Annotated in this window: 23 protein-coding genes and 1 CRISPR repeat array; of the genes, 13 read left to right on the top strand and 10 right to left on the bottom strand. The window is 47.1% G+C overall.

Annotation, left to right across the window (positions count from 1 at the left end):
* Positions 1-111: 111 nt before the first annotated feature.
* The 8 genes from J0L70_RS31055 to J0L70_RS31020 form a co-directional block, all read right to left on the bottom strand.
* Positions 112-1,224 (bottom strand): BMP family ABC transporter substrate-binding protein, encoded by a 1,113-nt coding sequence (locus J0L70_RS31055; protein ID WP_287457209.1) that lies wholly within the window; start codon positions 1,222-1,224, stop codon positions 112-114.
* Positions 1,225-1,345: 121 nt separating this feature from the next.
* The gene (locus tag J0L70_RS31050; protein ID WP_287457202.1) at positions 1,346-2,578 is read right to left on the bottom strand and encodes an amidohydrolase family protein; all 1,233 of its coding nucleotides are present in this window, start codon (positions 2,576-2,578) and stop codon (positions 1,346-1,348) included.
* Positions 2,579-2,781: 203 nt separating this feature from the next.
* A complete protein-coding gene (locus J0L70_RS31045; RefSeq protein ID WP_287457201.1) occupies positions 2,782-3,270 on the bottom strand; it encodes a nucleoside deaminase in 489 nt (162 codons plus the stop codon).
* 562 nt (positions 3,271-3,832) lie between these two features.
* On the bottom strand, positions 3,833-4,570 hold the full coding sequence (locus tag J0L70_RS31040) for a hypothetical protein (protein ID WP_287457199.1): 738 nt from the start codon (positions 4,568-4,570) through the stop codon (positions 3,833-3,835).
* 103 nt (positions 4,571-4,673) lie between these two features.
* On the bottom strand, positions 4,674-4,934 hold the full coding sequence (locus tag J0L70_RS31035; RefSeq protein WP_287457198.1) for a hypothetical protein: 261 nt from the start codon (positions 4,932-4,934) through the stop codon (positions 4,674-4,676).
* A 5-nt stretch (positions 4,935-4,939) separates the two neighbouring features.
* A complete protein-coding gene (locus tag J0L70_RS31030; protein WP_287457197.1) occupies positions 4,940-5,314 on the bottom strand; it encodes a GIY-YIG nuclease family protein in 375 nt (124 codons plus the stop codon).
* Between the two features lie 337 nt (positions 5,315-5,651).
* Positions 5,652-6,095: a type II toxin-antitoxin system VapC family toxin gene (locus J0L70_RS31025; RefSeq protein WP_287457196.1), complete on the bottom strand. Its 444-nt coding sequence runs from the start codon at positions 6,093-6,095 to the stop codon at positions 5,652-5,654.
* 8 nt (positions 6,096-6,103) lie between these two features.
* Positions 6,104-6,451, bottom strand: coding sequence for a hypothetical protein (locus J0L70_RS31020; protein WP_287457195.1), 348 nt, complete (start codon positions 6,449-6,451; stop codon positions 6,104-6,106).
* 337 nt (positions 6,452-6,788) lie between these two features.
* Here J0L70_RS31020 and J0L70_RS32190 point away from each other — a divergent pair, with 337 nt between their 5' ends.
* The 10 genes from J0L70_RS32190 (at position 6,789) to J0L70_RS30990 (ending at position 15,748) form a co-directional block, all read left to right on the top strand.
* Positions 6,789-7,085 carry a hypothetical protein gene (locus J0L70_RS32190; RefSeq protein WP_502711039.1) on the top strand — a complete coding sequence of 99 codons (297 nt, stop codon included), beginning with the start codon at positions 6,789-6,791 and terminating at the stop codon, positions 7,083-7,085.
* Complete coding sequence (locus tag J0L70_RS32185; RefSeq protein WP_502711038.1) at positions 7,082-7,285, top strand: hypothetical protein; 204 nt, start codon at positions 7,082-7,084, stop codon at positions 7,283-7,285. The genes J0L70_RS32190 and J0L70_RS32185 overlap by 4 nt, the downstream gene beginning before the upstream one ends.
* 11 nt (positions 7,286-7,296) lie before the next feature.
* The gene (locus J0L70_RS32180) at positions 7,297-7,461 is read left to right on the top strand and encodes a hypothetical protein (RefSeq protein WP_502711037.1); all 165 of its coding nucleotides are present in this window, start codon (positions 7,297-7,299) and stop codon (positions 7,459-7,461) included.
* A gap of 676 nt (positions 7,462-8,137) precedes the next feature.
* Entirely contained in the window at positions 8,138-9,685 is a 1,548-nt protein-coding gene (locus J0L70_RS31015) for a Cas10/Cmr2 second palm domain-containing protein (protein WP_287457193.1), read from the top strand.
* Positions 9,673-10,713 carry a CRISPR-associated protein gene (locus J0L70_RS31010; RefSeq protein WP_287457192.1) on the top strand — a complete coding sequence of 347 codons (1,041 nt, stop codon included), beginning with the start codon at positions 9,673-9,675 and terminating at the stop codon, positions 10,711-10,713. Before J0L70_RS31015 ends, J0L70_RS31010 begins: the two co-directional genes overlap by 13 nt.
* A 20-nt stretch (positions 10,714-10,733) precedes the next feature.
* The gene (locus J0L70_RS31005) at positions 10,734-11,570 is read left to right on the top strand and encodes an RAMP superfamily CRISPR-associated protein (protein WP_287457191.1); all 837 of its coding nucleotides are present in this window, start codon (positions 10,734-10,736) and stop codon (positions 11,568-11,570) included.
* A 2-nt stretch (positions 11,571-11,572) separates the two neighbouring features.
* On the top strand, positions 11,573-12,004 hold the full coding sequence (locus J0L70_RS31000) for a hypothetical protein (RefSeq protein ID WP_190650820.1): 432 nt from the start codon (positions 11,573-11,575) through the stop codon (positions 12,002-12,004).
* A complete protein-coding gene (locus J0L70_RS30995; RefSeq protein WP_287457190.1) occupies positions 12,004-13,680 on the top strand; it encodes an RAMP superfamily protein in 1,677 nt (558 codons plus the stop codon). The genes J0L70_RS31000 and J0L70_RS30995 overlap by 1 nt, the downstream gene beginning before the upstream one ends.
* 192 nt (positions 13,681-13,872) lie before the next feature.
* A CRISPR array of direct repeats spans positions 13,873-14,522; the repeat unit is 36 nt; unit sequence GTGAACCGATCCTTTGCGATCGGATTTGTTGGAAAC.
* A gap of 74 nt (positions 14,523-14,596) precedes the next feature.
* Positions 14,597-14,752, top strand: a complete 156-nt coding sequence (locus J0L70_RS32175; protein ID WP_502711036.1) for a hypothetical protein — start codon at positions 14,597-14,599, stop codon at positions 14,750-14,752.
* A gap of 639 nt (positions 14,753-15,391) precedes the next feature.
* Positions 15,392-15,748 (top strand): hypothetical protein, encoded by a 357-nt coding sequence (locus J0L70_RS30990; RefSeq protein ID WP_017287489.1) that lies wholly within the window; start codon positions 15,392-15,394, stop codon positions 15,746-15,748.
* Between the two features lie 254 nt (positions 15,749-16,002).
* On the opposite strand, the gene J0L70_RS30985 is transcribed toward J0L70_RS30990, so the two are convergent.
* Positions 16,003-16,527 carry a hypothetical protein gene (locus tag J0L70_RS30985; RefSeq protein WP_287457189.1) on the bottom strand — a complete coding sequence of 175 codons (525 nt, stop codon included), beginning with the start codon at positions 16,525-16,527 and terminating at the stop codon, positions 16,003-16,005.
* Between the two features lie 165 nt (positions 16,528-16,692).
* Here J0L70_RS30985 and J0L70_RS30980 point away from each other — a divergent pair, with 165 nt between their 5' ends.
* The 3 genes from J0L70_RS30980 to J0L70_RS30970 all read left to right on the top strand — a co-directional run bounded on the left by J0L70_RS30980 (position 16,693) and on the right by J0L70_RS30970 (position 22,382).
* Positions 16,693-19,176 carry a GAF domain-containing sensor histidine kinase gene (locus J0L70_RS30980; protein WP_287457188.1) on the top strand — a complete coding sequence of 828 codons (2,484 nt, stop codon included), beginning with the start codon at positions 16,693-16,695 and terminating at the stop codon, positions 19,174-19,176.
* A 252-nt stretch (positions 19,177-19,428) separates the two neighbouring features.
* Complete coding sequence (locus J0L70_RS30975; RefSeq protein WP_287457187.1) at positions 19,429-21,561, top strand: MHYT domain-containing protein; 2,133 nt, start codon at positions 19,429-19,431, stop codon at positions 21,559-21,561.
* Between the two features lie 110 nt (positions 21,562-21,671).
* Positions 21,672-22,382, top strand: coding sequence for a MarC family protein (locus tag J0L70_RS30970; RefSeq protein ID WP_017287485.1), 711 nt, complete (start codon positions 21,672-21,674; stop codon positions 22,380-22,382).
* 143 nt (positions 22,383-22,525) lie between these two features.
* Here J0L70_RS30970 and J0L70_RS30965 read toward each other — a convergent pair whose 3' ends face one another.
* Positions 22,526-23,236 (bottom strand): sensor histidine kinase, encoded by a 711-nt coding sequence (locus J0L70_RS30965; protein WP_287457186.1) that lies wholly within the window; start codon positions 23,234-23,236, stop codon positions 22,526-22,528.
* Positions 23,237-23,346 lie beyond the last annotated feature (110 nt).

Here is a 23,346-nt window from a genome sequence, read left to right as displayed (position 1 = left end):
AATAATGTGAACACGAAAGAATCAAAAGCATGAATCGAATCTAGATCAAAAAAGTTAGTAGAATTGAGATCTAGAACTGTAGCTTATTCACTATCTATTTTTTGTCCAACCCTACGGGTCCATCTCAGGGATCACAACATTTCCTTTATTGTCTTTCAGTTCTCCCTTAAAAATCGCCAAACTTCCATCAAGAAGCTTCGCTTTGGCAGCTTCCACTGCTTTTTTAGTTTCAGCACTCACAGATGCACCAAAGGGGGAAAGCTTACAGAAGTCCTCTTTCAGTCCGCCTGCAACAACATGAGGAATCCCGCCATTCATCAAGGTTTTGCCAGCTTTAACCATCTCAACATAAGTGCTGTAAATCTTGCCCCAATTCCACTCCACGCCTGTTAAATACCCTTTGGGTGCTAAACTTGCCTGATTGATATGGTAGCCAGAGGAAAACGCACCTCGTTTTTCAGCAGTAGTAATGATGACTTTCATGTTATCAACTCGACCGGTCAGTACGTCTGACCCCTGATCGAGCAGGCTATTTGCAGCTTCAGCTTCTTTGACAGGCAATGACCAGTCGCCTGTCACAATTGCCTGAACCACAATATTCGGTTTAACACTTTGCGCTCCTAGTGCGAAGCTATTCGCCTCCCGTAAAACGACAGGAATAGGTTTTGGAATGATGAAGCCAAGCTTGCCAGTCTTAGAAGTCAATGCTGCTACAATCCCTGCCAGATAAGCAGGTTCAACTAAGTCGCTGAAGTAGGAACCGACATTCTTAGGATATTCATCCTTGTAAGGTTGGTTTGGATGAAAAAGTTGAACTTCTGGGAACTCACGAGCAATCTTTAAGCTGTGAGGATTGAAGTATCCATATGAGGTTGGAAATAAAACCGTCGCCCCATCCTGCTTAATCATGTTTGTCATCGTTTCTTCGGCTGCCGTCGTCTCAGGAACGCTCGCTTCCTCAACAATTTTGACTCCACTCAGTTTATCGACAGTTGCTTTGCCCTCAGCATGGGACTGGTTATAGCCATAATCATCTTTGGGTCCGACATAAATGAATCCGATCTCAAGAGGTGTAGAGTTGGGTGTAGGATTCGGATTCGTAGCTGTATTCGAGGTAGGTGTGCATCCTATCCATAAGCGAGAACTTGCACCAAATGCTCCAGCAGCTAGCAGACCCCGAATGACTGTGCGGCGATTCATAATTCGGTAAGATCGATTGCTCATGTAATTGTTTTTTAGATGATTAATCTCTTACCTCTAAACAATGTGGAATGCTGTATCGTCGGTTTCTATTTCATCTTCTTAAAAGAAGATAGAGACGCTGCCATTTTCACTAGATAAGCAATCAAACAGATTTGGAAGTCCAAAACTGGGATTCACATTTGCGCTGAGCGACAATACGCCCACGCTTAATCACCGTTCGTTCAAGCGGAGCAGCCGCGATCGCTTCAGTGACAGAATGAGCATTCAAGATAACTAGATCGGCAAGATGACCCGGTGCAATGCTGTGATTGAGTTCTCCGATCGCTGCGGCAGCCTCAGTTGTCGCCATCGCTAAACATTGTGCTTGCTGGCTTGCAGTCCCTAAATGCAGCACCTGCGCCAGCAATGTACAAATCTTTAGTACATCTCCATCTCCGAAGGGGGTAAAGAGATTTTGCACATTGTTCGTTGCCACACCAACCGTCGCGCCGGAGGTTGCCAAGGTGTGAATCGGAGCCACGCCGCGCCGGACTCGATGCGTATCTTTTCGCGCCATCATATACAAGTCAGATGCAGGCAAAGCGAGCAGCGAAATTCCCGCTAAACGTATCGATCGAGCAAGCTCCAAGAGTTCTTCAGGGGGCAAGTTCGCGAGCTTGGTCATATGCCCCAAACACACTCGTCCTTGCCATCCTCGCCGTTGAGTTTCTGCAATCACAAACGGCAGCATCAACGGTAAGTCATCATCGAGAAAATCAAGGTGAAAATCGACATCACAATCAAACTCCTGAGCAATATCAAACACGATCCGCACATTCTGCTCTGGGTCTGGATCGACGTAAGGAGCAGAGCCAATCACATCTGCTCCTAAAGCGACTGCCTCACGCAAAAGTTTCGGAAGATGTGGTTGATTCGTGATTCCTTCTTGAGCAAACACAGCCAGTTGGAGTGTAATTCCCCAAGCAAATTCCTGTCGCAAGGGTAGCAGAGCTTCCATTCCGGTCAATCCAATGACTTGATCTACTTCGACATGCGATCGCATCAGGGTTATCCCCCAGGAAATCGCTTGCCAGAGTGCCCGTCGCGCTCTGGCTTGAATGTCTGCAACGGTAAAAGCCTGCTTTGCTTTTAGGGTTTCTCGCATTGCCTCGTGAAAGGTACCTTCTACAGCAGGAGTGCGATCGAGCAAAAAGACTTTATCGAGGTGGATATGAGCATCGACTAAGCCTGGAATCACCAATTGCTTTTGGGCATCTAGAATCGTGTTTCCCTGGACTGCGCGATCGATCTCGGTAATGATTCCGTCTGTGATTGCGATCTCCCAAAGTCCCTCTTGCTCTGGCAAACAAGCATTCACAATTCGCAAATCGACCATTGGTTCTGTTCCTGTTAATTACCGGATTGCCTTTTCCGTATCACTGAGCGCCACTTCTAGCCCATGAATTGCCGCTTTAGCCAAATGTACAGTAATTTTTTATTTGTCATGGTGACGCATGAGTGTCATTAAGACTATAAAGCCTATCTCTTCTGACTTTTAGCGTTCAGTGAAGCCATTGACACTGTAGCTATCACACAACGTCACTCCGTTGGGGATGAGCGATAGAAGCGGCGGTGCAAATTGTGTACTTGCACTGCAAGTTCGGGAACCGGACCCTCCACGACCACATCCGGGATGACTTCCTGGATCGGCAGGGGGCGTACGGGAAGGGGAGGAACCCCTAGCTCAGCAAGCCAGGTTGCCAGTTGCTCCGAGGAGCTTGCATATACAATGCGACCCAGACCCACCCATCCATGTGCCGCCGAACACATTGGGCAGTGTTCACCGGAAGTAAAGACAGTTGCCGTAGCTCGTTCTTCAGGAGTCATGTTTGTTGCTGCCCATCGTGCTAACGCGAACTCAGGGTGGCGGGTTTGGTCGCCAGATGCCACGCGGTTGTAATCCTCGGCAAGAACGGTTCCATCGGCAGCGACAAGGACAGATCCAAACGGGTGATTGCCTAGCTCTAGTGCCTCGGCTGCCAGTTCTACACAGCGACGTAAATGTTGCAATTCGGTATCGTTCATCATTCGCTTAAGTAACAATTCACTAGAGTTCCTATCGAAGTGCCCAGAATAAGATGAGATTCGCCCATTATGCTTATACTGGTTTCCATTCGGGCAGCCGAATGAAAGAGCAAGACACTTTTATTAAAACTCGATCGCTGAATTTGCGCTAGGTTGTCGATCGCGATTCCGAAGTTCAATGGTTCAATATTGTGAGGAGTGTACATTCGCACATTACATTAAATGTTGCGGTTCGCAAATTAATGTCGGTTTCGGACTAATTCGCCGATTTTTGCTAGTTTTCGTGAATTAATGTCACTCAATTCAGATTCTTTCCTATTCGCAGATTAATGTCGTTCTTCGCGTTTTTCTTAGATTGTTAAGAATTTTCAGATCAGTGTTGTGCGACCTATGTGTTATTCCAGCGATACAAGCTTCGATAATGTAGAAACTCAATCAATACATAACCAATTTATTTCTCGATCTCTTTTTACAGCCTCATGCCATTGAGGTGCGCCTTTCAGTCCTCCCGACTCTCGGTGAAGTCTTGCTGACGCATTCCATCTAAATCAATTCTGGAGTCCTGTTAAGCTCTTTTACGACGTAAAGTATCCGCGATGTATGCTGCGTTAATTGTGCTTCCGATGAGGGAGATTCTACTATTTGCAGGGATGGTGTAGAGATTGGGATCGAGTTCGCTGATTGCGGCGGATTGTCCTCTTTCACCGCGATAGTAGATGACGATCGAGGTTCTTTGGCGATCGAGGTTGTTGAGGAGTTCTTTTAATATCTGTCGGATGTTGTCGTCGGGAAGTACTTTTCCGGTGGGATTGTTGATCAGGTCTAAGACGATGACGTTGGCGTTGTGAAAGATGGGATTGTCGAATTGTTTAAGCGCGATTCGAGGGAAACGATCGCGGAGAAATTCGTATTCGATGGGGATGTCACTGGGGGCTTTTAGGGTGATGTAGTGAACGGTGATTTCTTCTAGGAGTCGTTCGCGATCGAGGATTTGTTCGAGATAGGTGACTCGTTTGTCGACGGTGGTTTCAATTTCGCGGGTGATGACTCCTTGGACGAGTTGCTTGAGTTCTTGGCGTGCGTCTTTGAGTGTGGTTTTGAAGAGCCAGAAGCTGATGCCGACGACTCCTGCAATTAGGAAGCCAACGACTGTGACAAAGGTTGTGAAGCTGCTGCTGAGGCGGGTATTGGCATCTTGGAGAAATTGCAGTTGGCGGGTGAGGAGTTCGATCGTGGCGGAATCGACGGAGGTTGGTTTGGGGGTGGCTTGGGCGAGTGTGAGCCAGAAGGAGTGCCAATACATGAGCGGGTCAGCCTAAATGAAATGATGGGACGGTCAAGAAATAATATGTTTCATCGTAGTGGCTTCTCTTCGATTTGTTGCTGCTTTGTCGCGAATGGTGACTTTATGGTTGGGGAAGTTGCGCTTTGGCGGCAGCTAATTGAATTTGCAGAGTTTCAACTTGTTCGCGTAATCGTCCTGGGGATTCGATTCGACAATCCGAAAAGGTAACAGCATCGATATCTAAGAAAGATGCGATCGCCATTTCAATTACAAACTCGATCGGCAGATCTGTCTCTTGGGCGTAAGTCTCTAATGCTTCACGAATATTTGTTGGTAAGTGATTGAGAATGCTTTTGAGGGCAGCAATGTCTGTTGTTTGCATTGGTCTCACTCTTCAGCGCGGATTCTAATGTTATAGCGTGGTTTGAGTGTCTGAATCATTAGGGTTTCAAGTTCTAATTGTGATCGTCTCCATTCGTTCGATAAAACTACAGTACAGATCCGAATGTCGTCTGGATCAATTCGTTCAATATATGCCCAAGAGATTGCTTTGTGACCGCCTGTAAATCGAGTCCGAATGTTGGCTGCTTTGCCAATGTATAAGATTCCTTCTTTGCGATGTTTGACTGCATAAATTCCAAGCCGATTGGGGAGATCTGCATAGTCTTTGGATAATGGGCAGCATTCGTCAAATGGAGTGTCAATGAGAATCTGAAGAATTCTGATTGCTTCTTGCTGAATCAACTCGGTGCGATCGCTCATTTCGTCTCAGAGATATGCTCATCTATAGAAAGACTATTATTGATTCTTGCAGTAAAACGCGATCGCTCAAAAAGGATGAAGATGCTGGAAAGGAAGACCTGTTGATTTTCTAAGGGTGGCGAAAACTCTTTTTGTGCGATCGCTGTTTCCTCGTGCCGCAGAGATCAGAACGCCTGAATCAACGAATGAGCGTTTCATGCGAGTTCGTCTAAGTTGATGTTGCTGTGGCGATCGACAATTTCTTGATCGAGTTCTTCATCTTGATGGGCTGTGAATTGAGGCGAGATTGGATTTGTTTAAAAGAAGCTCGATCGTGTGAAGTTGTGCTTTTCAGGCTTCACTTCCAAGATTCGAGGCTCAGGGGACAAACTTGCTGCATTCGAGTGAAGTCGCTATCAGCGGAGACAAGGGTAAGGTTATGTTGTAGTGCAGTCGCGGCAATCCAGAGATCATTGTCATCGAAACCAAGGGTTTGAATTCTTGCTTTGCGTCGTTTAGCTTGGTCTTTGGGTGCAAATTGGTTGAAGATTGCGATTTTTAATCGACTGTAAATGATTGCTGTTTCTTCATCAAGTCGATAAAGTCCGATCGTATTCAGAAAGGATTGAACTGTGATGAGATTTTCAGCTTTCTGAGTTGATTTCTCAACCATGTAGAGGAGTTCGCCGTACGTGATGATGCTTGTCGCAAAGTGGGCTTCTGAACGCGATCGAACTTCTGCGCTGATGCGAGGATGGTTATCGATAATGTAACTACAGTGATTCGTATCCAATAAGTACATGATATGGGCTAAAACTCCGACTGAGAGCGAGTTTCTCGCACGAAGTGAAGACAGTCTTCTAAATCGTTGCCTTGCCAGGTTCCAACGAATTTGGAGAGGTCTTTGCCTTTTGTCTCTTGTTGCAAGGGTTCTGCACGTTGGAGGGGAAGCTGTTTTAAGTCGGCTAGAAATGTGCTAAATGCTGCCCTCGGATCATCAGTTTGCTCCGAGGTGAAGTTTTCTACTAAAGCTGATGATTGTTCACTCATGTGGGTCGCTGGTTTTGTTTTCAGAAAGCGAATGAAGTCGATCGCTTCTGCCAGAACTTCGTCGGAAGCCGTTTCGATTTCTTGTAGCAAGATTTCTTTATAGGTCATCAGTTTAGTTTTCTAAGTTCTTATTCTGAATTTTAACAAAGCGCTTGATCAAGCGTTGCTGCGATCGCGCTTGCAAAAAAGAAGCCCGACCGTTATCGATCGAGCTTTGAAGAGAAGTTCAAAACATTGCGGGTAGAACGCTTACTTCGACCCGGAGAACTGGGAGGTTCAGTTTCCAACAAATCCGATCGACTTGCGATCGGCAACGGTCACGAAGAAGGTTGGGTCTACCGTCTGTAGGGTGCGTTTCCAACAAATCCGATGCCTGCGGCACACGTTCGCATGACCGCAGAGGATCGGTAACCCATCAACCGTTGGTTCATGGGGCAGCTTCTGGATGCGGCGTTTCCAACAAATCCGATCGACCTGCGATCGGCAACATCTTCTGATTATCCGAAATATCGGTGATTTTTCAGATCTGTTTCCAACAAATCCGATCACAGGTCGATCGGCAACAATGACGAAATTCTTTGGAAAAACAATACATCTCCGGGGTTTCCAACAAATCCGATCACAGGTCGATCGGCAACCTCCTGAGTTCATCAATGCTTATTCGATGGTTGAACTGTTTCCAACAAATCCGATTGCAGATGATCGGCAACTATCCTGCAAACTGGAATCTTTCCGTCGGTGAAGTCAAGTTTCCAACAAATCCGATCGCAGAAGATCGGCAACATCACAACGGACAATCGTGATCCGCAAAACGGTAACGGGTTTCCAACAAATCCGATCGCAGATCGATCGGCAACTCAGGGTAACCCTCGAACCAATTCTCACGGTGACAACAAGTTTCCAACAAATCCGATCGCAGATGATCGGCAACAATTGATTTGAGCAAAATTGATTTGGCAACTATCTCGGAGTTTCCAACAAATCCGATCGCAGATGATCGGCAACCTGGAACTTCGGGTCGTAGCTTCTTGTTGAATGTTGCGTGGTTTCCAACAAATCCGATCGCAGATGATCGGCAACCTCTGGCATCTTTACAACGCAGGGTGGTCAAACCCTGAGTTTCCAACAAATCCGATCGCAGATGATCGGCAACCCTACCTCTCCAGAAGTATTACACAGAAAGCGTTTCAGAGGGCAAATCCACGGAGGTCATTTTCACTATCAATAACAACTTCCTTCCTGAGAATAGAATGGAGTTTCAAGCGCTGAAATCCTTGCCACATAGACGATCCACGGAGATCAACGAAAGAATGGCACTTTCAGAGATCGATCGACCTCCGTGGAAATTGGACTTCTCTATGGTTCTTCATCAATATATGTCTATCATTTCCAGTTTTATATAGACGAAAATCTGTCAGACGTGCATCCCTTCAAAATTTTCATGCACACTTTCAAAAATTTCGTCCATGTTGCATAGAGCAACGCCCACAGTTTCAAAATTTATATGGACGCTGCTCAATCACACCTGCACACTTACAAAATTTCGTCCATGTTGCATAGAGCAACGCCCACAGTTTCAAAATTTATATGGACGTTGCTCAATCACACCTGCACACTTACAAAATTTCATGCACACTTTCCGGAGTTTCATCGATACTCTCCAGATTTTGATACATCCATTGAACCTAAGTATCTATGAATAAAAAAATACGAGTATTATGACAAAGCTGATCCGGATTCCTGATCCTCACAAGTGAAGCGATAAAAGATAGTTCGCCCAAGTCTCGCGATCTCATGAGCATCGAAACCAAAACAATCTATACCGCGATCACCTTTGCCCCCGTCCAAGGCTTCATCGAAAAATCCCGCAAACTTCGCGACCTCTACGGAAGCTCCTTCATCCTCTCCTACCTCGCCAACGCCCTTTGCGACACCGCCAGAACCCATCTCCCAACCTCCGATCCTCCCTATTCTGGCTATCCCGTCATCTCCCCCGCTCTCATCGATGTCACCCAAGGCACACCCAACCTCATCCTAATCGCCGGACATCTCCCCCTCGACCTTGCCAAAACCGAATTTGACAAAGCCTGGAGCGCGATCGCGAAACTCTGCCGAAGCGCGATCGAACAAAAGCTCAAAGGCTTTGATTATCGCTACTGGAAACGCGAATGGTCACTCTGGGAAAGCCACGCCTGGGAATTCTTTCACGCTACTGGAGACACTCCCGAAGCAGCACGTCGCAACCTATTTGAAAAAAAGCGATCGCGCAATTGGACAGGCATCAACTGGAGTGGAGAAAGCTCAACCTTATCCGGAGCCGATACAATCGCGTATCCCGGAATGAATGAAATTAGCAACCCCAAGCAACGCAACATTCGAGAGATTGACGACAAAATTAAACAGTTTTATCAACAATTAAGTCAATGTTGGGGCGAATCGATCATTGATGAGCGTGAACAACTCAGCGTTCCAGAATTGATCAAACGCTTAGTCACAGTGGATGCGATCGCACAAGCACTTCCGAACATCGAAACTCCTGGCTCATTTCAACGATTGAATCGATGGAAAGATCAAACACCCGAAGATGTCGATCGAGCAGAAGCAAAACGCTGGACAGGATGGTTTCTCGGAGATGGTGATCGAGTCAGTGATTATCTAAGAACGCTCACAGAATTGGAACAGCACAACTTCAGTGCAGCCATGCGAACCTGGGGAACCTCACTCAAAGATCAGCTTCCGTCTACTCGCATTCGAGATGGGCGGATTATCTATGCAGGCGGAGATGATTTTCTGGGTGTACTGTACCGAAACGAGCCTGATCCAGCCCTCACTGCTTGGGAATCTCTGCAATGGCTCTACACATTTCCAACCATTTGGAACAGCCACGGATACCCGATTACAGCGAGTATCGGCTTTGTTTGGGCGGCTCCGAATGTGCCACAGCGAGATGTATTGCAGCATTGTCGAGCAGCAGAAACATCTGCAAAACAGCACGGACGCGATCGCATCGCTTTGAGAATCTTGTTTAACAGTGGCACTCATTTAGAGTGGGTCTGTCCGTGGTGGTTACTAGAGCCATTGTTAACGGGATATCGCGATCGTAATGGCATCCAAGGCAAGCAAGCAAATTGGACGCACTTCTACAATGACATTGCAGTTCTCGAATCTCGCCATGCCTTTCAGGGAGAACAAACCGAGGTTGCATTCTCGTTACTAGCCGTCTACTTTCCTCAAGATGTGGTTGAAAAACTGCGGCTATCACACAACCCCTCAAATCTTGATGGATTCAATCTCTGGATCACTAACCTTGCGAAAGTAGGATTTCATCTATGCAACAGTTGAGCCAGCCAAAGACTTTGCCTGCGTTTCAGTATCTAATTGCGATCGAGCCTTTGGGGTTACTCTATGGCAGTACAGGTCGCTTTCTCTCACCTGAGAACTTAGTCGGACGCTCAGGCACTCAATTTCCGCCCAGTGCAGCAACATTATCAGGCTTATTAGCTGCACATTACAGCGATCGCCCAAATCATCTCCAAGATCTCCAACTTGCAGGAGCGTTTTGGGCATGGAGCGAAAACCCGCAAAACTTCTATGTTCCAACACCGTTTAACTATCTGGTACAGCAAGGAGAAATTGTCGATCGCTTAGTTCACAACGGCGATCAGTGGCATTCAGAAAAGACCGTGAGTAAAGTCGATCGTGAAACTTGGATCGCGATTCAAGATTGGGAAAATCCGACTCAGACCCATAGCAACCCCTGGGAATATCTACCCCATTTGCATCCTCGATTACGCCAAGATGAGCGACGAGTTGCAGTCGATGAAGAGCAAGGCAGTTTGTTTCTAGAAAATGCGATTCAGATGCACCCTGAAGCTTGCTTAGTTTACTTGTCGAATACAGCGATCGAGGATGGATGGTATCGATTTGGAGGGGAAGGGCATTTAGTCTCTGTCCGATGTTTGTCGATCGCTGCTGAGACCCTTGAAATGCTGCGTCAGCCTGTGGGGTCGAGCTTTGCTTTGATCACGTCTGCGGTTTGGGGATCGAATCGACTTTCCTATCGTCAGCCGCTTTCATTGGAAAACAAAGATCAGCAAATTTGGGATGTTAAAGCATTGTTGACCGAGCGACCGACTCCATTTCGATATCGCTTTGGCAATCGCAAAGATGAAAACAATCAAGATGTTCATCAACCTCATCAGCCGAAGCTGTTATCTCGCGGACGGTATGCCGTTCCCGCCGGAAGTGTGTATGTCTTATCGCATGAGCTATTAGCTTGGCAGGATTGGGAGCTAGATTGGTTTCCCAAAGAAGGCGTTTCACTTAAACGATGGGGGTGTGGATTAGCTCTGCCTTTGTCGATCGCATAATTGTTTTACAACCTAGGACTATGTACAAGAAAGCTTACGGCATCATTGAAACGCTTGCTCCTGTTCATGTTGGGGCAAGTGCTGGCGAAGAAACTGGAAACCTCAATTTGATCTTTCGCGATCAGTTTACTCAGACAGGTATCATTCCGGGAAGTTCGATTCGAGGAAGATTTCGGGCAGATATGCGCCAAAAGGAACTCGAACAAGGGTTAGCAGAATGTCCTGAAACAGCAAATTGGTATGGACATCATGTGATCGCAGGACAGCGAGATGGAGGAACCACTGAAGCACAAGTAAAGTTTGAATATGCTTCGTTAGTTTGGTTGCCTGTATTTTGTCCGGGACAGCCGATCGTGTGGGTGACTTGTCCTTGGTTACTGCGTCGATATCAGCAAATTGTAGGCGTAAAAGCAGAGCTACCAAAACCGTACACGGCTCCTAAAGGACTCCAAGGCAGACAAGTAGACGGCACAAACGGAAAAGTCTTGTTCTTTAACTTAGGCTTTCTGAAAATCGAGCATGAAGCGGATCTCTCAATGTGGATTCCGTCTGGGATTGATATCAACTCAAATAACTTAGTCGTCGTCGATGACAATGACATTGCAATGCTGCATGATATGGCTCTGTTTCGTCAGAGTCGAGTCAAGTTACTGGATGACATGAAGAAAGTTGATACGAAAACCGGAGCTTTTTTCAATGTAGAAGCTTTGCCTGAAGGCAGCATTTTAGTCTTTCCAATCGCATTAAAAAATCCCAACTGGAAACCGTTCAATGGCTCCGATACAGACGAGCTTTACTTTGGTGGATTGGAATCAATTGGCTTTGGTCGGTGTCGTGTCACAGTAAAAGGAGAATAGTTATGGCTTGGCAATCTTCTTGGCAACCTTATGGACTTGATCGAGCGGCTCAAAAGCTCGTATTGCAATATCGCGATCGCGGTGTCCTCAATGAGTCTCACAAAATGCGCTTAGCTGTTGCTTACGGTCTAGAACGTTTCTGGGGCGAACATTTGCGCTTCAAAGGAAAAACTAATCCGAAGCAGGAAGACATTAACAAATCTGATTACTGGAAAGCTACGTGGGATGCCTTAGTTGAGATTCTCAAAGAAGCAAACTTTACTATCCCTAATGACTCAGTAAGCGTCAAAGATACAAAGCAGATCCAAGCCATGTCCGAAAAACTTTGGACATTGAGCATTGAAGAACAACGCATTGCGATCGCAGTCCTCACCCAACTATGTGATTCCTTAGTATGGTGGACGCAGCGCTACAAGACGCGGGAGGTAGAATAATGACGATTGTCCCAGAGGCGTTTAAGAAAGTGCCGATGATGTTTCAGGCACAAGTGAGCGGACGATGCCAACTCCACTACATTGCAAATACTACTGTGGAACAGTGGGCAGATGAGTGGATTGATAAAGTCGATCGACAACTTCCAGAGTCTCGATCGGGGGCGCAAACTCGTACTTTTACGTTTACTTGGCGATTGGTATCAAATAGTGGAGTTGATGATAGTGTGATTCGCCCGGTGATTGGGGCGCGGGGCTATCCTTACTATCCGGGTAGCAGTATGAAAGGGGTGTTTCGTCGAGCTTGTAGCTCTGAGCAGGCAGCGCGCTACTGTGGTAAGCCTTTGCCGGGGAAAGATTGGGAGCCAGGAATTTTGCGGTTTCATGGGGGCTATCCGGTCAATAGTGATTGGACAAAGGGCTTGGTCGATTTGGTGCATCCGCAGCAGGGGCGACAGGTCAAAGACCAATCTGAAAAGTCGAGTGCATTTGTGCAGGTTTCACTCTATCAGCCTGAAATGCGGTTTGAGATTTCGAGTACTGAAACGCTCAGTGATGCAGAGTGGGAGAGCATTTGGGGGCTTTGGGCGAAAGCGATCGCTCAAGGAATTGGCAGTCGGGTCTGTGCGGGCTATGGACAGCCGCAGCTTTCTGGAAAAGTAGAGGCATTGTATCGAGTCCGACTGAAGGGACAAGGGCAGGCGGCGAAGCGGATTGATGAGTCGGGAGAGTTTCGACCGAATGCGTTTCGAGCGGCGATTCGGGGTCATGCAATGCGGATTTTTGGCGGATTGACGGATGAGCGATCGACGGAACAAATCGTTGATCGATTGTTTGGGGGAATTCGCGATCGCGAAGGGACAACGGGACTGTTGATGATGCGATTTCAAGCGTCGCATTTGGAAGTAAAACCGTTTGGGAGAGGGGCTTTTGCTCAGCCTGCTTATGAAGTCGAAGGTGAGCTAGCTTGGATTCTCACACAGTCGAAGCTCGATGAGGCAGAGCAGAAAGCGTTGCGAGCTTTGATCAAGGCTTTGACTCAGTTTGCAATGGTGTTTGGTGGGTTTGGTAAGTCTTGGCGACGAGCGGATCATCGAATGTTTTTCGGGGAGTACTATGAGGATTCGCATAAGCCGCTGATTGGGTGTCATTGGCAATGGGTGGGGGAGGCTTCGCTGGTCAATGATGTGCAGGTGCGAAAGCTCGATCGAGTTTCTGAGTTTATCGACAAGGTGCGGGAGGCGGCGCGGGATTGGATGAGATTGCAGAAGATTCAACTTGCAAGACCTGCGGATTGGCGGGAGAGTTGGCATCCGGGGCGGGTTGAGGTTTGGGGACGGGAGGCAGGCGATCGAGAGGATAGTGAAGCGATCGCTTGGCTGCATGGGGCGTATCAGGAGAAGATTGCGGGGGTGCAGGAGCGGGGTTCGATTTATGAGTCGTCTTTGACGGGGGGTGTGGGGAGGATTGGGCGATTGTGGCATCGGATGTATCCGGTGGTGGGGTTGCGTCCGCCTGAAAAGCCCGGAGGGAAGCCGATTCCGAAGCCAACTCCGAGGTTTTTGGAGGTGTTGACGATTTTTCCGGATGAGTCGCGGGAGTCGGAGCAGTTTTTGCGGTTTTTGCAGGAAAATCAGGGGACTTTGAGGGGATTTCGGCGGCTTTGGGGTGGAGAGTAGGGGTGCGAGGCTGGTGCAAATTGGCTGAAATGCTGATTCTTTGGTTTTGAGCCTCGATAGCTTGTGGTGTAAGGGTTTTGGAGAATTCAGGCGAGATGGATTCGCAATAATTGGGGGATTATTGACTTGAAAAAAATGAGGCTCGCAAATAGGATGTGGAAGGCTGACAGGATAAGGATTCTGTGAGCAGGGGTGAACCGATCCTTTGCGATCGGATTTGTTGGAAACCACTCTTGGCAGAGATAACGCTGCTTGTCTTTGCGCTTGGTGAACCGATCCTTTGCGATCGGATTTGTTGGAAACTCACCGTAGTCTTCTCTACAGTTCCATTCGTAATCGAGAACCAATACTTGAGGTGAACCGATCCTTTGCGATCGGATTTGTTGGAAACAAACTTTTTCTTCACCTGTTGGAAGTTTAACTGTAACGATATAGTGAACCGATCCTTTGCGATCGGATTTGTTGGAAACCCAAATACACACTCACAAACTAACTCATGGTAGGCAGGTGAACCGATCCTTTGCGATCGGATTTGTTGGAAACAGTTCAGCCGCGCGATCGCGAACCTTCTGCATAAACGAAGTGAACCGATCCTTTGCGATCGGATTTGTTGGAAACAACTTAGCTGCCGATTTGATTGCAACTTCTTTCTTTTGTGAACCGATCCTTTGCGATCGGATTTGTTGGAAACAAGACGTGACCCGCTCAAACCGATCGTTAATCTGAGTCTCGTGAACCGATCCTTTGCGATCGGATTTGTTGGAAACTCTGCTGCAATTTCAGCATTCATAACAATAGTAGTGCGAGTGAACCGATCCTTTGCGATCGGATTTGTTGGAAACTGCTTAATTAATAGTGTGGCGACCTTGTATTTACTGGCTTTCACCGATTGTTCGTGCTCGGATTTGTTGGAAACTTGTCCCAGAAGCCATGGGCAAAATATCCAAGCGTTTCTTTCACCGATCCTTTGCGATCGGATTTGTTGGAAACGTCTGCTCCTGTCCCTGTCCTTGCCATTGTTCTTGGTTACTGCTCGTTCGCGATCGTATTTTCTTCAAAGCTCGATCGATAGGTCGAGCTTTTTCTTTGAAAGCTTATTGGCTGCGCCCAGATAAACTCTATTGATCGATCTCGGAACGCAGTAATACAGATGCCTCTTACGTCACGTTAACCTTTGTTATTTCTTTTTGTTGGCACAAGTTAAAGCCGGAGACAGAACCATGATGCTCTCCTGGAATCATTCTCAATCACCAAGTACATGTGATGCTGTCCAGAACGTCTATACCTCTATCTCAAGAGTGTGGGCATCTATAAAACCTGTCGTATCAATAGTTTTAGATTCTTGTCCACACTGGTTCACTGCATTTTGAATGGAATTAAACTTTAAAGAGGTGATAGTTCGTAAATAGTACGGCTCTTATTGCAAATGCTAAAAATCAACTCAGGAGGGCATTCGCGAGATCGCCCTACGTCAATAGCATTGAAGGGATCAGGGGTTCAAACCCCCTTAGCTCCATAATCTGTGAACAGTGACAGTCTCCGTTTCAAACGAACCTCTGCAACTCTGCTAAATACTTGTCAATCATCCCGACCGAAATCCTTGATCTGATTGATGCGCGATCGTAGAAGGATTTGCATAACTTACCGATCTTGCCCGTGTATGTTCTCGACCATTCAAAGTTCTGAAACAGAAACAAATCGGAGGTAGTTTATGGCGACAACAAAATCTTTTGACCAATACACGGTCACCCTTTCCGGCGGAGCTGAAGGTCGTGTCGGCTTGCTCATGTGCTACAGCGGCAACTCATTCGTCGGGCGAATTGATTTTTACCCGGATGGAACAGCCTTGACTCAGGACTATCTCTGGCATCCTGCCCCAATAGGAGAGTACATCGTGCTTCACATGCCGATGAGTCGCTTTGAGGCAGTTATGGCGACAGTACGGCAAGAAAAACCGCTTCAACTTTACATCAATGTAAACCGTAGCAATGGCGCTACCACTTCAGGATACGGCTCTCTGACCACGAGTGAGAAAGAGCCGATCGGAGAGGAGGAAGGTACGGTCTAGGAAAAGATAAACCTAGAAAGCATCCTCATTGAAAGTATCGCTTTCCTTCAGACTGGTTTTGGAGCGGGTTGAGACAAAGCCCGCTAGCTTGATTTGCGGAAATCCCACGGCATCACTAGATTCATTTGATTCCAAAACGCCCGCCGTTTCAGTTGAGCATCCGCTTCAACCGTCAAGCATTGTTTCGCGTTGCATCCGTTCAAGTCTTGCCTGTACGCAACGGCTTGTCTAGACTTAAACTTGCAAAAACTTGATTAGCGTTTTGCTGACAAGGTTTGATCAGACGACACAGCTCTCTCTTTAACATTGCGCTCCGACGCTAACATTGTTTTCACTTGTTTCAGTAAGTCGTCTTGTTCTTGTCGTAAAGCTTCTAATCGACCGAGCACTTCTATCAATCGTTGAGAAGAATCAGACTGAGCGAATCGACGCGGCAAAAGAAGCCGTTTGAAGCCAGTCAACGGTAATTTTAGAATCGATGAAATTAATTGCACCAATGCATCCACGAGCGCGGTTAACAAACTGAATGCGAGCCAAAGGACAAAAATCGCAATGCCAATGCTCCAAAGCGGATGCAACAGAATCCACGCAAAAATGGGATGTGCATCGATCCAAGCGTGCACAGAATTTTGGACATTCGCGGTAATCGCATCGCTTAAACTTCTAGCTTCGAGAAGAGGAAGAGTCGCCGTTTCTTTCATTTTTTCTCCCACACCTGAAAGAGTTCCTTCAATTTGCTGCATCCTTTCAGAAATTCCAGTTGGAGTAAGCGGATTCATCGTGTTCTTCCTCAAGACGACCTACTCTTAGCGTGCTCTAAATCGAAAAAAATTGCACCACGATCAAAACCATGGAGCAAAATGCAGCAGAGATCAAATGCTGAGACCTAGGGCGAGCTTTCTAGAGATTTTCGTCAGAAGAGCCATTCAATCATGTTGCTCCACATGTCTAGAACACGACTGGATACAGCTTGCCAAGAACTCTGTAAACTGCTCAAGCTAGAGCAGGCTGCGGTTTATCGCTTCAATGAGGACTGGAGCGGTGAATTTGTCAGCCAATTCGGGATTGTCGAACCGTTTTGGGAGCAGACGAATCCCTTTGGTAAAAATTTGGTTTGGGAAGATACACACCTCCAAGAAACTCAAGGCGGACGCTACCGCAACAATGAAAGTTTTGCGATTTCGGACATTTATCAAGCCGGACACTCGCGCTGTCACCTGGATGTTTTGGAGCAGTTCAAAATTCGCGCTTATGTGCTGGCTCCCATTTTTACCGGAACCAAACTCTGGGGACTCATCGCCGCTTATCAGCACTCTAGCCCTCACCAGTGGCAACCCTTTGAGATTGAGTTTCTAGAACAGGTGGGTGCCCAGTTAGGCGTCGCCATCCAACAAGCCGAGAATTTAGAGCAATCGAAACAACGGGCGATCGCGCTGCAAGATGCGATCGCCCGTCAACGTGCCCTCACCGAAGTCGTTGGCAAAATTCGCTCCTCGCTCGACATTCACTTGATCTTGAAAATGACTTGCCAGGAGGTTTGCAAACTCTTGCGGGTTGAGCGCGTTGCTGTCTATCGCTTCAATGAGGATTGGAGTGGGGAATTTATCAGCAACTTTGGCATGGTCGAACCTCAATGGGACAGCATCAATCCTTTTGGACAAAACTTGGTTTGGCAAGATACTCATTTGCAAGACACTAAGGGCGGACGCTATCGCAACAATGAGCATTTTGCCGTCAATGATATCTACCAAGCTGGGCATTCGCGCTGCCATCTCGAAATTCTAGAGCAATTTAAGATTCGAGCGTATGCGCTAACCCCGATTTTTGTCGGACGCAATCTTTGGGGACTGCTTGCTGCCTATCAACATTCTGGAACGCGCCAGTGGGGTGAAGTCGAAGTTGAGTTTTTGGGACAAGTTGCGAGCCAACTGGGTGTGGCAATGCAAAGTTCCAACTTGTTGACGCAAACTCAAATTCGCGCCAATGAACTACAACAAGCTGCTGAACAACGCCGGATCTTGTTTGATATCGTCGTCAAGATGCGGGAGTCACTAAACTGGGAAACGCTCGTTAGAGCAGCACTGCCAGAAGTGCGGCGAGTACTCAACGCTGATCGCGTCGGAATTCTCCGGTTCGATCCAGATTCTGGATATTGCAGTGGAGAGTTTATTGCCGAAGATGTGCTGCCGAACTTGGACTCTGCCCTCAATGTCAAGGTGCACGATCGTTATGGCGATCAGCACCTCGACCAATTTTCTCAAGGAACTGCCCAAGTTATTTCCGATACAACCAAACTTGAGGCGAAGCTGCCCTATTTCGATGTGATTGAGTGGTTCCAGGTGAAGGCACAAATTACAGTTCCTCTCATGGAAGGCGATACCCTTTGGGGGCTGCTATGTATTCATCAATGTGGTCGGACTCGCCAGTGGGAAGAGACTGAACTAGAATTTGTCACCCAAGTCGCAGCGCAAATCAGCGTTGCATTGCGCCAAGCTAATCTCTTTCAGCAATCGAGTCTACTCGGACAAACGCGAGAAGAAGCAGATCAACTTGCCCAAGCCCTTAGAGACCTCCGTGCGGCTCAACTTCAAATCATTCATGCCGAAAAAATGGCGAGTTTGGGACAATTGGTTTCAGGTATTGCCCACGAGATTAACAATCCGATTAATTTCATTCACGGCAACCTAGAACACGCTGAACAGTACATCCAAGAGTTACTGCACTGTACGATGCTCTATCGAGAGCATTGCCCTGATTCAATTCCCCAGATTCAAGCGCATTGGCAGAATGCGGATCTAGAGTTTACAGTCGAAGACCTACCGAAAATGTTGGAATCGATGAAGGTGGGCACAGAGCGAATTCGCGATATTGTCACATCTTTGCGGAACTTCTCACGCTTGGATGAAGCCGAGTTTAAGACCGTAGATATCCACGATGGTATCGATAGTACATTGATGATTTTGCAGCATCGCTTGAAACCGTCGATCGATAGCCCGATGATTCAGGTGGTCAAAGACTACGATGCACTCCCCACGGTGGAATGTTATCCCGGTCAACTGAATCAGGTGTTCATGAACTTGCTGTCAAATGCCATCGATGCGATCGAAGAACGAAATGTTGAACGATCACCAGACCGCCTTGCAACATCCCCAGGCAAAATTCGTATTTCCACCGCGATGATCGATCAAGATTCTATCTCGATTCGGATTTCGGACAATGGATTGGGAATCGATGAAGCAGCATTGTCTCGGCTATTTGACCCCTTCTTCACTACGAAAACGATTGGGAAAGGAACAGGCTTGGGGCTGTCGATTAGCTACCAAATTGTGACGGAAAAGCACCATGGCAAACTCTACTGCCACTCAACCTCTGGTCAGGGTGCTGAATTTGTCGTTGAGCTACCGATTCGCCAGGCAGGTGTGAGGTAAGTGAGCAGGTAGAACGTCGGTTAGCTCGCCCAAGAGTCCTGAATTGAACGACAGTTGAATGATTTTGCACTCCAGATTTGTGTGAAACGCGCTGTAGATTCAGGACTCGAGCGATTGCAATTCTCTAGCCAGATATCGTACAGACATACACTAAGATTTTTCTCTGAGTATTACCTTGCTCTTATACAATTGCGATTTCTTGGGAATCCTCACTCCAGTATGTCTTATGGACAAGTCTGGAGTGAGTTGCTCATGCACGTCGCGATCCATCACTATGATTTTGGCTTGGTTGGCTTGTCAATCGTCATTGCCATTCTTGCCTCATACAGCGCTCTAGATCTAGCAGGGCGAGTCACAGCGACCCAGGGCAAAACCCGATTTGCTTGGCTATTCGGCGGTGCGGTGTCGATGGGCATCGGAATTTGGGCAATGCACTTTATCGGTATGTTAGCCTCCTGTATGCCCATACCCGTCAGTTACAACTGGTCTATGGTTGGCTTGTCGATTCTGCCCGCCATTGGCGCTTCTGGAGTGGCATTGTTTATTGTGAGTCAGCCCCAGATTCACCTCACCCAAATGGCTCTAGGCAGCATTTGTATGGGATTGGGCATTGCCGTGATGCATTACAGCGGAATGGCAGCAATGCAGATTTCTGCCACAATTGTTTATGACCTCAAACTGGTTGCGGCATCGGTTGGAATCGCGATCGCAGTTTCAGGTGCCGCACTGTATCTTGCATTTCGGCTGAGAGAGCAAAACTCGTTAAATTGGGCACTGAGACGACTTGCCAGTAGTACGCTGATGGGGCTTGCCATTCCAACGATGCACTACACAGGCATGGCAGCCGTTTCCTTCCGTGTGATCGATTCAGCCCTCCCCATCCAATCGAACTTTAATGCTGGAATCTTAGCGATCGATATTGGTCTAGGTGTAGGACTGATTCTGAGTCTGGTTCTCCTGAGCGCCTTTCTAGATCGCACTCAAGCCCAACGTCTTGCGCAAACTCTACATAAATTACAACAGACGCAAAGCCAGTTGCAGTTACAATCTGAGCAACTCCAAGAATATAGCCACAGCTTGGAACTGAAAATGGCGGAACTCGATCGCAGTCGTGCTTTTTTACAAGCCCAGCGGGAGTCTTCGTTAGATGGGATTTTGGTTGTCGATTGCGATCGCAAGATTGATGCCCATAACCAACGATTTCTAGACCTCTGGCATGTCCCGATCGATCTGAGAACGACCCGCGATGACCATCGAATGTTGGCGTATGTCGCTGAACAAATGCTAGATCCCCAAGCATTTTTCGAGAAAGTCATCTATTTCTATGATCAGATTCATGAATCTGATCATTGTGAATTACTGCTCAAAGACGGCAGAACTTTAGAGCGAACGTCAGTTCCGGTGAATGCAGAGAATGGAGAAAATTGGGGACGAATTTGGTATTTCCGAGACATCACGGAGCGTAAACGAGCAGAAGCAGAAATTTTGCAAAAAACTCAGGATCTAGAGCAAACGCTCATCGAGTTGCAGAATACGCAAATGCAAAAAATGGTGCAGGCTGAAAAAATGTCGAGTCTGGGGCAATTAGTGGCGGGCGTTGCTCACGAAATCAATAATCCCGTGAATTTCATTCATGCCAACTTAGAGTATGTGGATCAGTACAGCCAAACTCTGCTCAATTGTGTGCGTCTCTACCAGAAGTCCTGTCCTCCCTCTATAGCTGAAATTCAAGTAGAGGAATTGGACTTGGAATTTGTTCAGCAGGATTTGCCCAAAATTCTCAGTTCGATGCGAAGCGGGACAGAACGAATTCGTCAAATTGTGCTGTCACTCCGCAATTTCTCACGTCTCGACGAATCGGAATTCAAAGCAGTCAATCTGCACGAGGGGATCGACAACACGCTACTCATGTTGCAACATCGCTTGAAAGCGACTCCGGAACGTTCAGCAATTCAAGTCAAGAAGGAGTATGGCAACTTGCCGCTTGTCGAATGCTATGCTGGACAACTCAATCAGGTGTTTATGCATATTTTGGTGAATGCGATCGATGCGTTAGATGAGCGAGATGCCAAATTACGATATCTAGAGAGCCAACTCAGCCAAATCCACATTCGGACTTCCGTCATTGAAACGCAATGGGTGCAGATTGCCATCTCTGATAATGGAATAGGGATACCCGCAGCGGTGAAGCACCGGATTTTCGACCCGTTTTTTACCACAAAACCGATTGGTAAAGGGACAGGTATCGGAATGTCGATTAGCTACCAGATCGTCACCGACCAACACGGTGGCAAACTCGAATGCTGCTCTCTGCCAGGTCAGGGAACAGAATTTAGAATCAAGATTCCAATTTGCCAACTAAACAAGCATGAAGCTGTCGTTTGACGATCAAAAGTAGTCGCACTCGGGATGTGATCTACTTATCTATGCCGATTCGGGATAGATAAAAATCCTGCAAGCTATGGAGATAGTTTTAACGATCACTCAAAGCCATCATGTTTGATGCTCAATTTGTGTCGCTCCCTGCCGACTGGCACGCTTTCACGCAACATCTTCCCCTTGCTTTCATCGCCAAAGCCTTTTTAACGCTGTTTGTCATCATCGATCCGATCGGGTTAGTTCCCCTGTTTATCTCGCTGGTTGAGGGTCGATCGCTAGAGGAACAAGCGCGGATTGCCCGACGCGCTATTTTCGTCTCCGCCGCAATTCTTTCGACATTTGCTCTCTCTGGAGCCTTTGTTCTCCGCTATCTTGACATCAGCATTGAGGCATTTCAGGTGACCGCAGGAATCTTACTCTTCAAGATTGGCATTGATATGGTGTTTGCCCATCGTGAGCGAGAAACCAAAGAAGAAGAACAAGAAGCACACATGCGTCAGGATGTGAGTATTTTTCCGTTAGCAATTCCCTTAATTGCAGGTCCTGGTACACTCGCCAGTATGCTGATTCTGATTCAGGAAGCTGAAAGTCATGTGTTGGGAGAAGTGATCGTCTTAACGGATGCCGCGATTGTACTGTTGATTGCTTACGGATTGTTAATGCTGGCAAAGTATTTAGCCCAATGGTTGGGACAGACAGGGGTGAATGTGGTGACTCGAATTTTAGGAGTGTTGCTGGCAGCACTAGCAGTGCAATACATTGCAGATGGCACAATTGCTTTGTTACAAGCGGGTGTGATCCACTTTTTGCAGCAGCATCCGGTCTAGTGAGCGGACATTCGGATGTCAAACTCATTCTGAAATCGGGTCAAAGATGATGTTGCATCTTCACCCCTCGATCGACTCTCTAAACTGGAGCGTGTTGTTTCAGAACTCACCCAACATGTTGCAGGCATAGAATCCTTGAGCAGCTAGTTTTCGCTTCTAATAGCAAGGTTTTGCTTTTGTGAATCTAATGGCTCCTTGATCGGTAATATGATTGCAAATTGGCTTCCTTGACCTAGCTCGGATGTAACTCGAATAGTTCCGCCATGTTTCTCAATAATCTGGTAGCTAACAGAAAGCCCCAAACCTGTCCCTTGACCCACAGGTTTCGTCGTGAAAAAAGGCTCAAATAGGCGTTGCATGACCTCAGGCATCATGCCAACTCCATTGTCTTGAATGTAAATGACAATAGCACCCCCCTGCTGTTTTGTTGTAATCGTAATGGTCGGAACGAACGTTGTAGATACTTGCAATCTTGTCTCGATCGCGTCGATCGCATTGGACAAGATGTTGATAAAGACTTGATTCAGTTGGCTAGCATCACAGTTCACTAGCGGCAACTCACCATACTGATGAAATACCTGAATTGCAGGCAATCCTTTCTTGGATTGCAGACGATTTTGCAGAATTAATAGAGTATTGTCTAGTCCTTGGTGAAGGTCAACAGGCTTCATCCCTGTCTCATCCAACCGCGAGAAATTTCGTAATGCCAGCACAATTTGGCGGACGCGCTCAGCACCTGACCGGATCGACTTCAACAGTTTTTGCAGGTCTTCCTCAAGAAAATCGAGACCGATCTCGTCGATTTCTGCCTGAATCTCTAGATCAGGATTTGGATAACTGAGATCTTGCACCATTCTCAATAAGGCTTGCCAAACGCAACAAAATCTGAAAGAAAGGGCGTAGAAATAAAAATGAGACGGTTATGGAAACCATCGTTGAACACGCCCAATCGTTAGTGTATAGT

The organism is Leptolyngbya sp. UWPOB_LEPTO1, assembly GCF_017302695.1.
Lineage (GTDB): Bacteria > Cyanobacteriota > Cyanobacteriia > Leptolyngbyales > Leptolyngbyaceae > Leptolyngbya > Leptolyngbya boryana.
This window is presented reverse-complemented; position numbering and strand designations above follow the sequence as displayed.

Coding starts and splice junctions, on each gene's coding strand:
- J0L70_RS31055 (WP_287457209.1), bottom strand. CDS start 1,224: ATGAGCAATCGATCTTACCGAATTATGAATCGCCGCACAGTCATTCGG.
- J0L70_RS31050 (WP_287457202.1), bottom strand. CDS start 2,578: ATGGTCGATTTGCGAATTGTGAATGCTTGTTTGCCAGAGCAAGAGGGA.
- J0L70_RS31045 (WP_287457201.1), bottom strand. CDS start 3,270: ATGATGAACGATACCGAATTGCAACATTTACGTCGCTGTGTAGAACTG.
- J0L70_RS31040 (WP_287457199.1), bottom strand. CDS start 4,570: ATGTATTGGCACTCCTTCTGGCTCACACTCGCCCAAGCCACCCCCAAA.
- J0L70_RS31035 (WP_287457198.1), bottom strand. CDS start 4,934: ATGCAAACAACAGACATTGCTGCCCTCAAAAGCATTCTCAATCACTTA.
- J0L70_RS31030 (WP_287457197.1), bottom strand. CDS start 5,314: ATGAGCGATCGCACCGAGTTGATTCAGCAAGAAGCAATCAGAATTCTT.
- J0L70_RS31025 (WP_287457196.1), bottom strand. CDS start 6,095: ATGTACTTATTGGATACGAATCACTGTAGTTACATTATCGATAACCAT.
- J0L70_RS31020 (WP_287457195.1), bottom strand. CDS start 6,451: ATGACCTATAAAGAAATCTTGCTACAAGAAATCGAAACGGCTTCCGAC.
- J0L70_RS32190 (WP_502711039.1), top strand. CDS start 6,789: ATGCGGCGTTTCCAACAAATCCGATCGACCTGCGATCGGCAACATCTT.
- J0L70_RS31015 (WP_287457193.1), top strand. CDS start 8,138: ATGAGCATCGAAACCAAAACAATCTATACCGCGATCACCTTTGCCCCC.
- J0L70_RS31010 (WP_287457192.1), top strand. CDS start 9,673: ATGCAACAGTTGAGCCAGCCAAAGACTTTGCCTGCGTTTCAGTATCTA.
- J0L70_RS31005 (WP_287457191.1), top strand. CDS start 10,734: ATGTACAAGAAAGCTTACGGCATCATTGAAACGCTTGCTCCTGTTCAT.
- J0L70_RS31000 (WP_190650820.1), top strand. CDS start 11,573: ATGGCTTGGCAATCTTCTTGGCAACCTTATGGACTTGATCGAGCGGCT.
- J0L70_RS30995 (WP_287457190.1), top strand. CDS start 12,004: ATGACGATTGTCCCAGAGGCGTTTAAGAAAGTGCCGATGATGTTTCAG.
- J0L70_RS30990 (WP_017287489.1), top strand. CDS start 15,392: ATGGCGACAACAAAATCTTTTGACCAATACACGGTCACCCTTTCCGGC.
- J0L70_RS30985 (WP_287457189.1), bottom strand. CDS start 16,527: ATGAATCCGCTTACTCCAACTGGAATTTCTGAAAGGATGCAGCAAATT.
- J0L70_RS30980 (WP_287457188.1), top strand. CDS start 16,693: ATGTCTAGAACACGACTGGATACAGCTTGCCAAGAACTCTGTAAACTG.
- J0L70_RS30975 (WP_287457187.1), top strand. CDS start 19,429: ATGCACGTCGCGATCCATCACTATGATTTTGGCTTGGTTGGCTTGTCA.
- J0L70_RS30970 (WP_017287485.1), top strand. CDS start 21,672: ATGTTTGATGCTCAATTTGTGTCGCTCCCTGCCGACTGGCACGCTTTC.
- J0L70_RS30965 (WP_287457186.1), bottom strand. CDS start 23,236: ATGGTGCAAGATCTCAGTTATCCAAATCCTGATCTAGAGATTCAGGCA.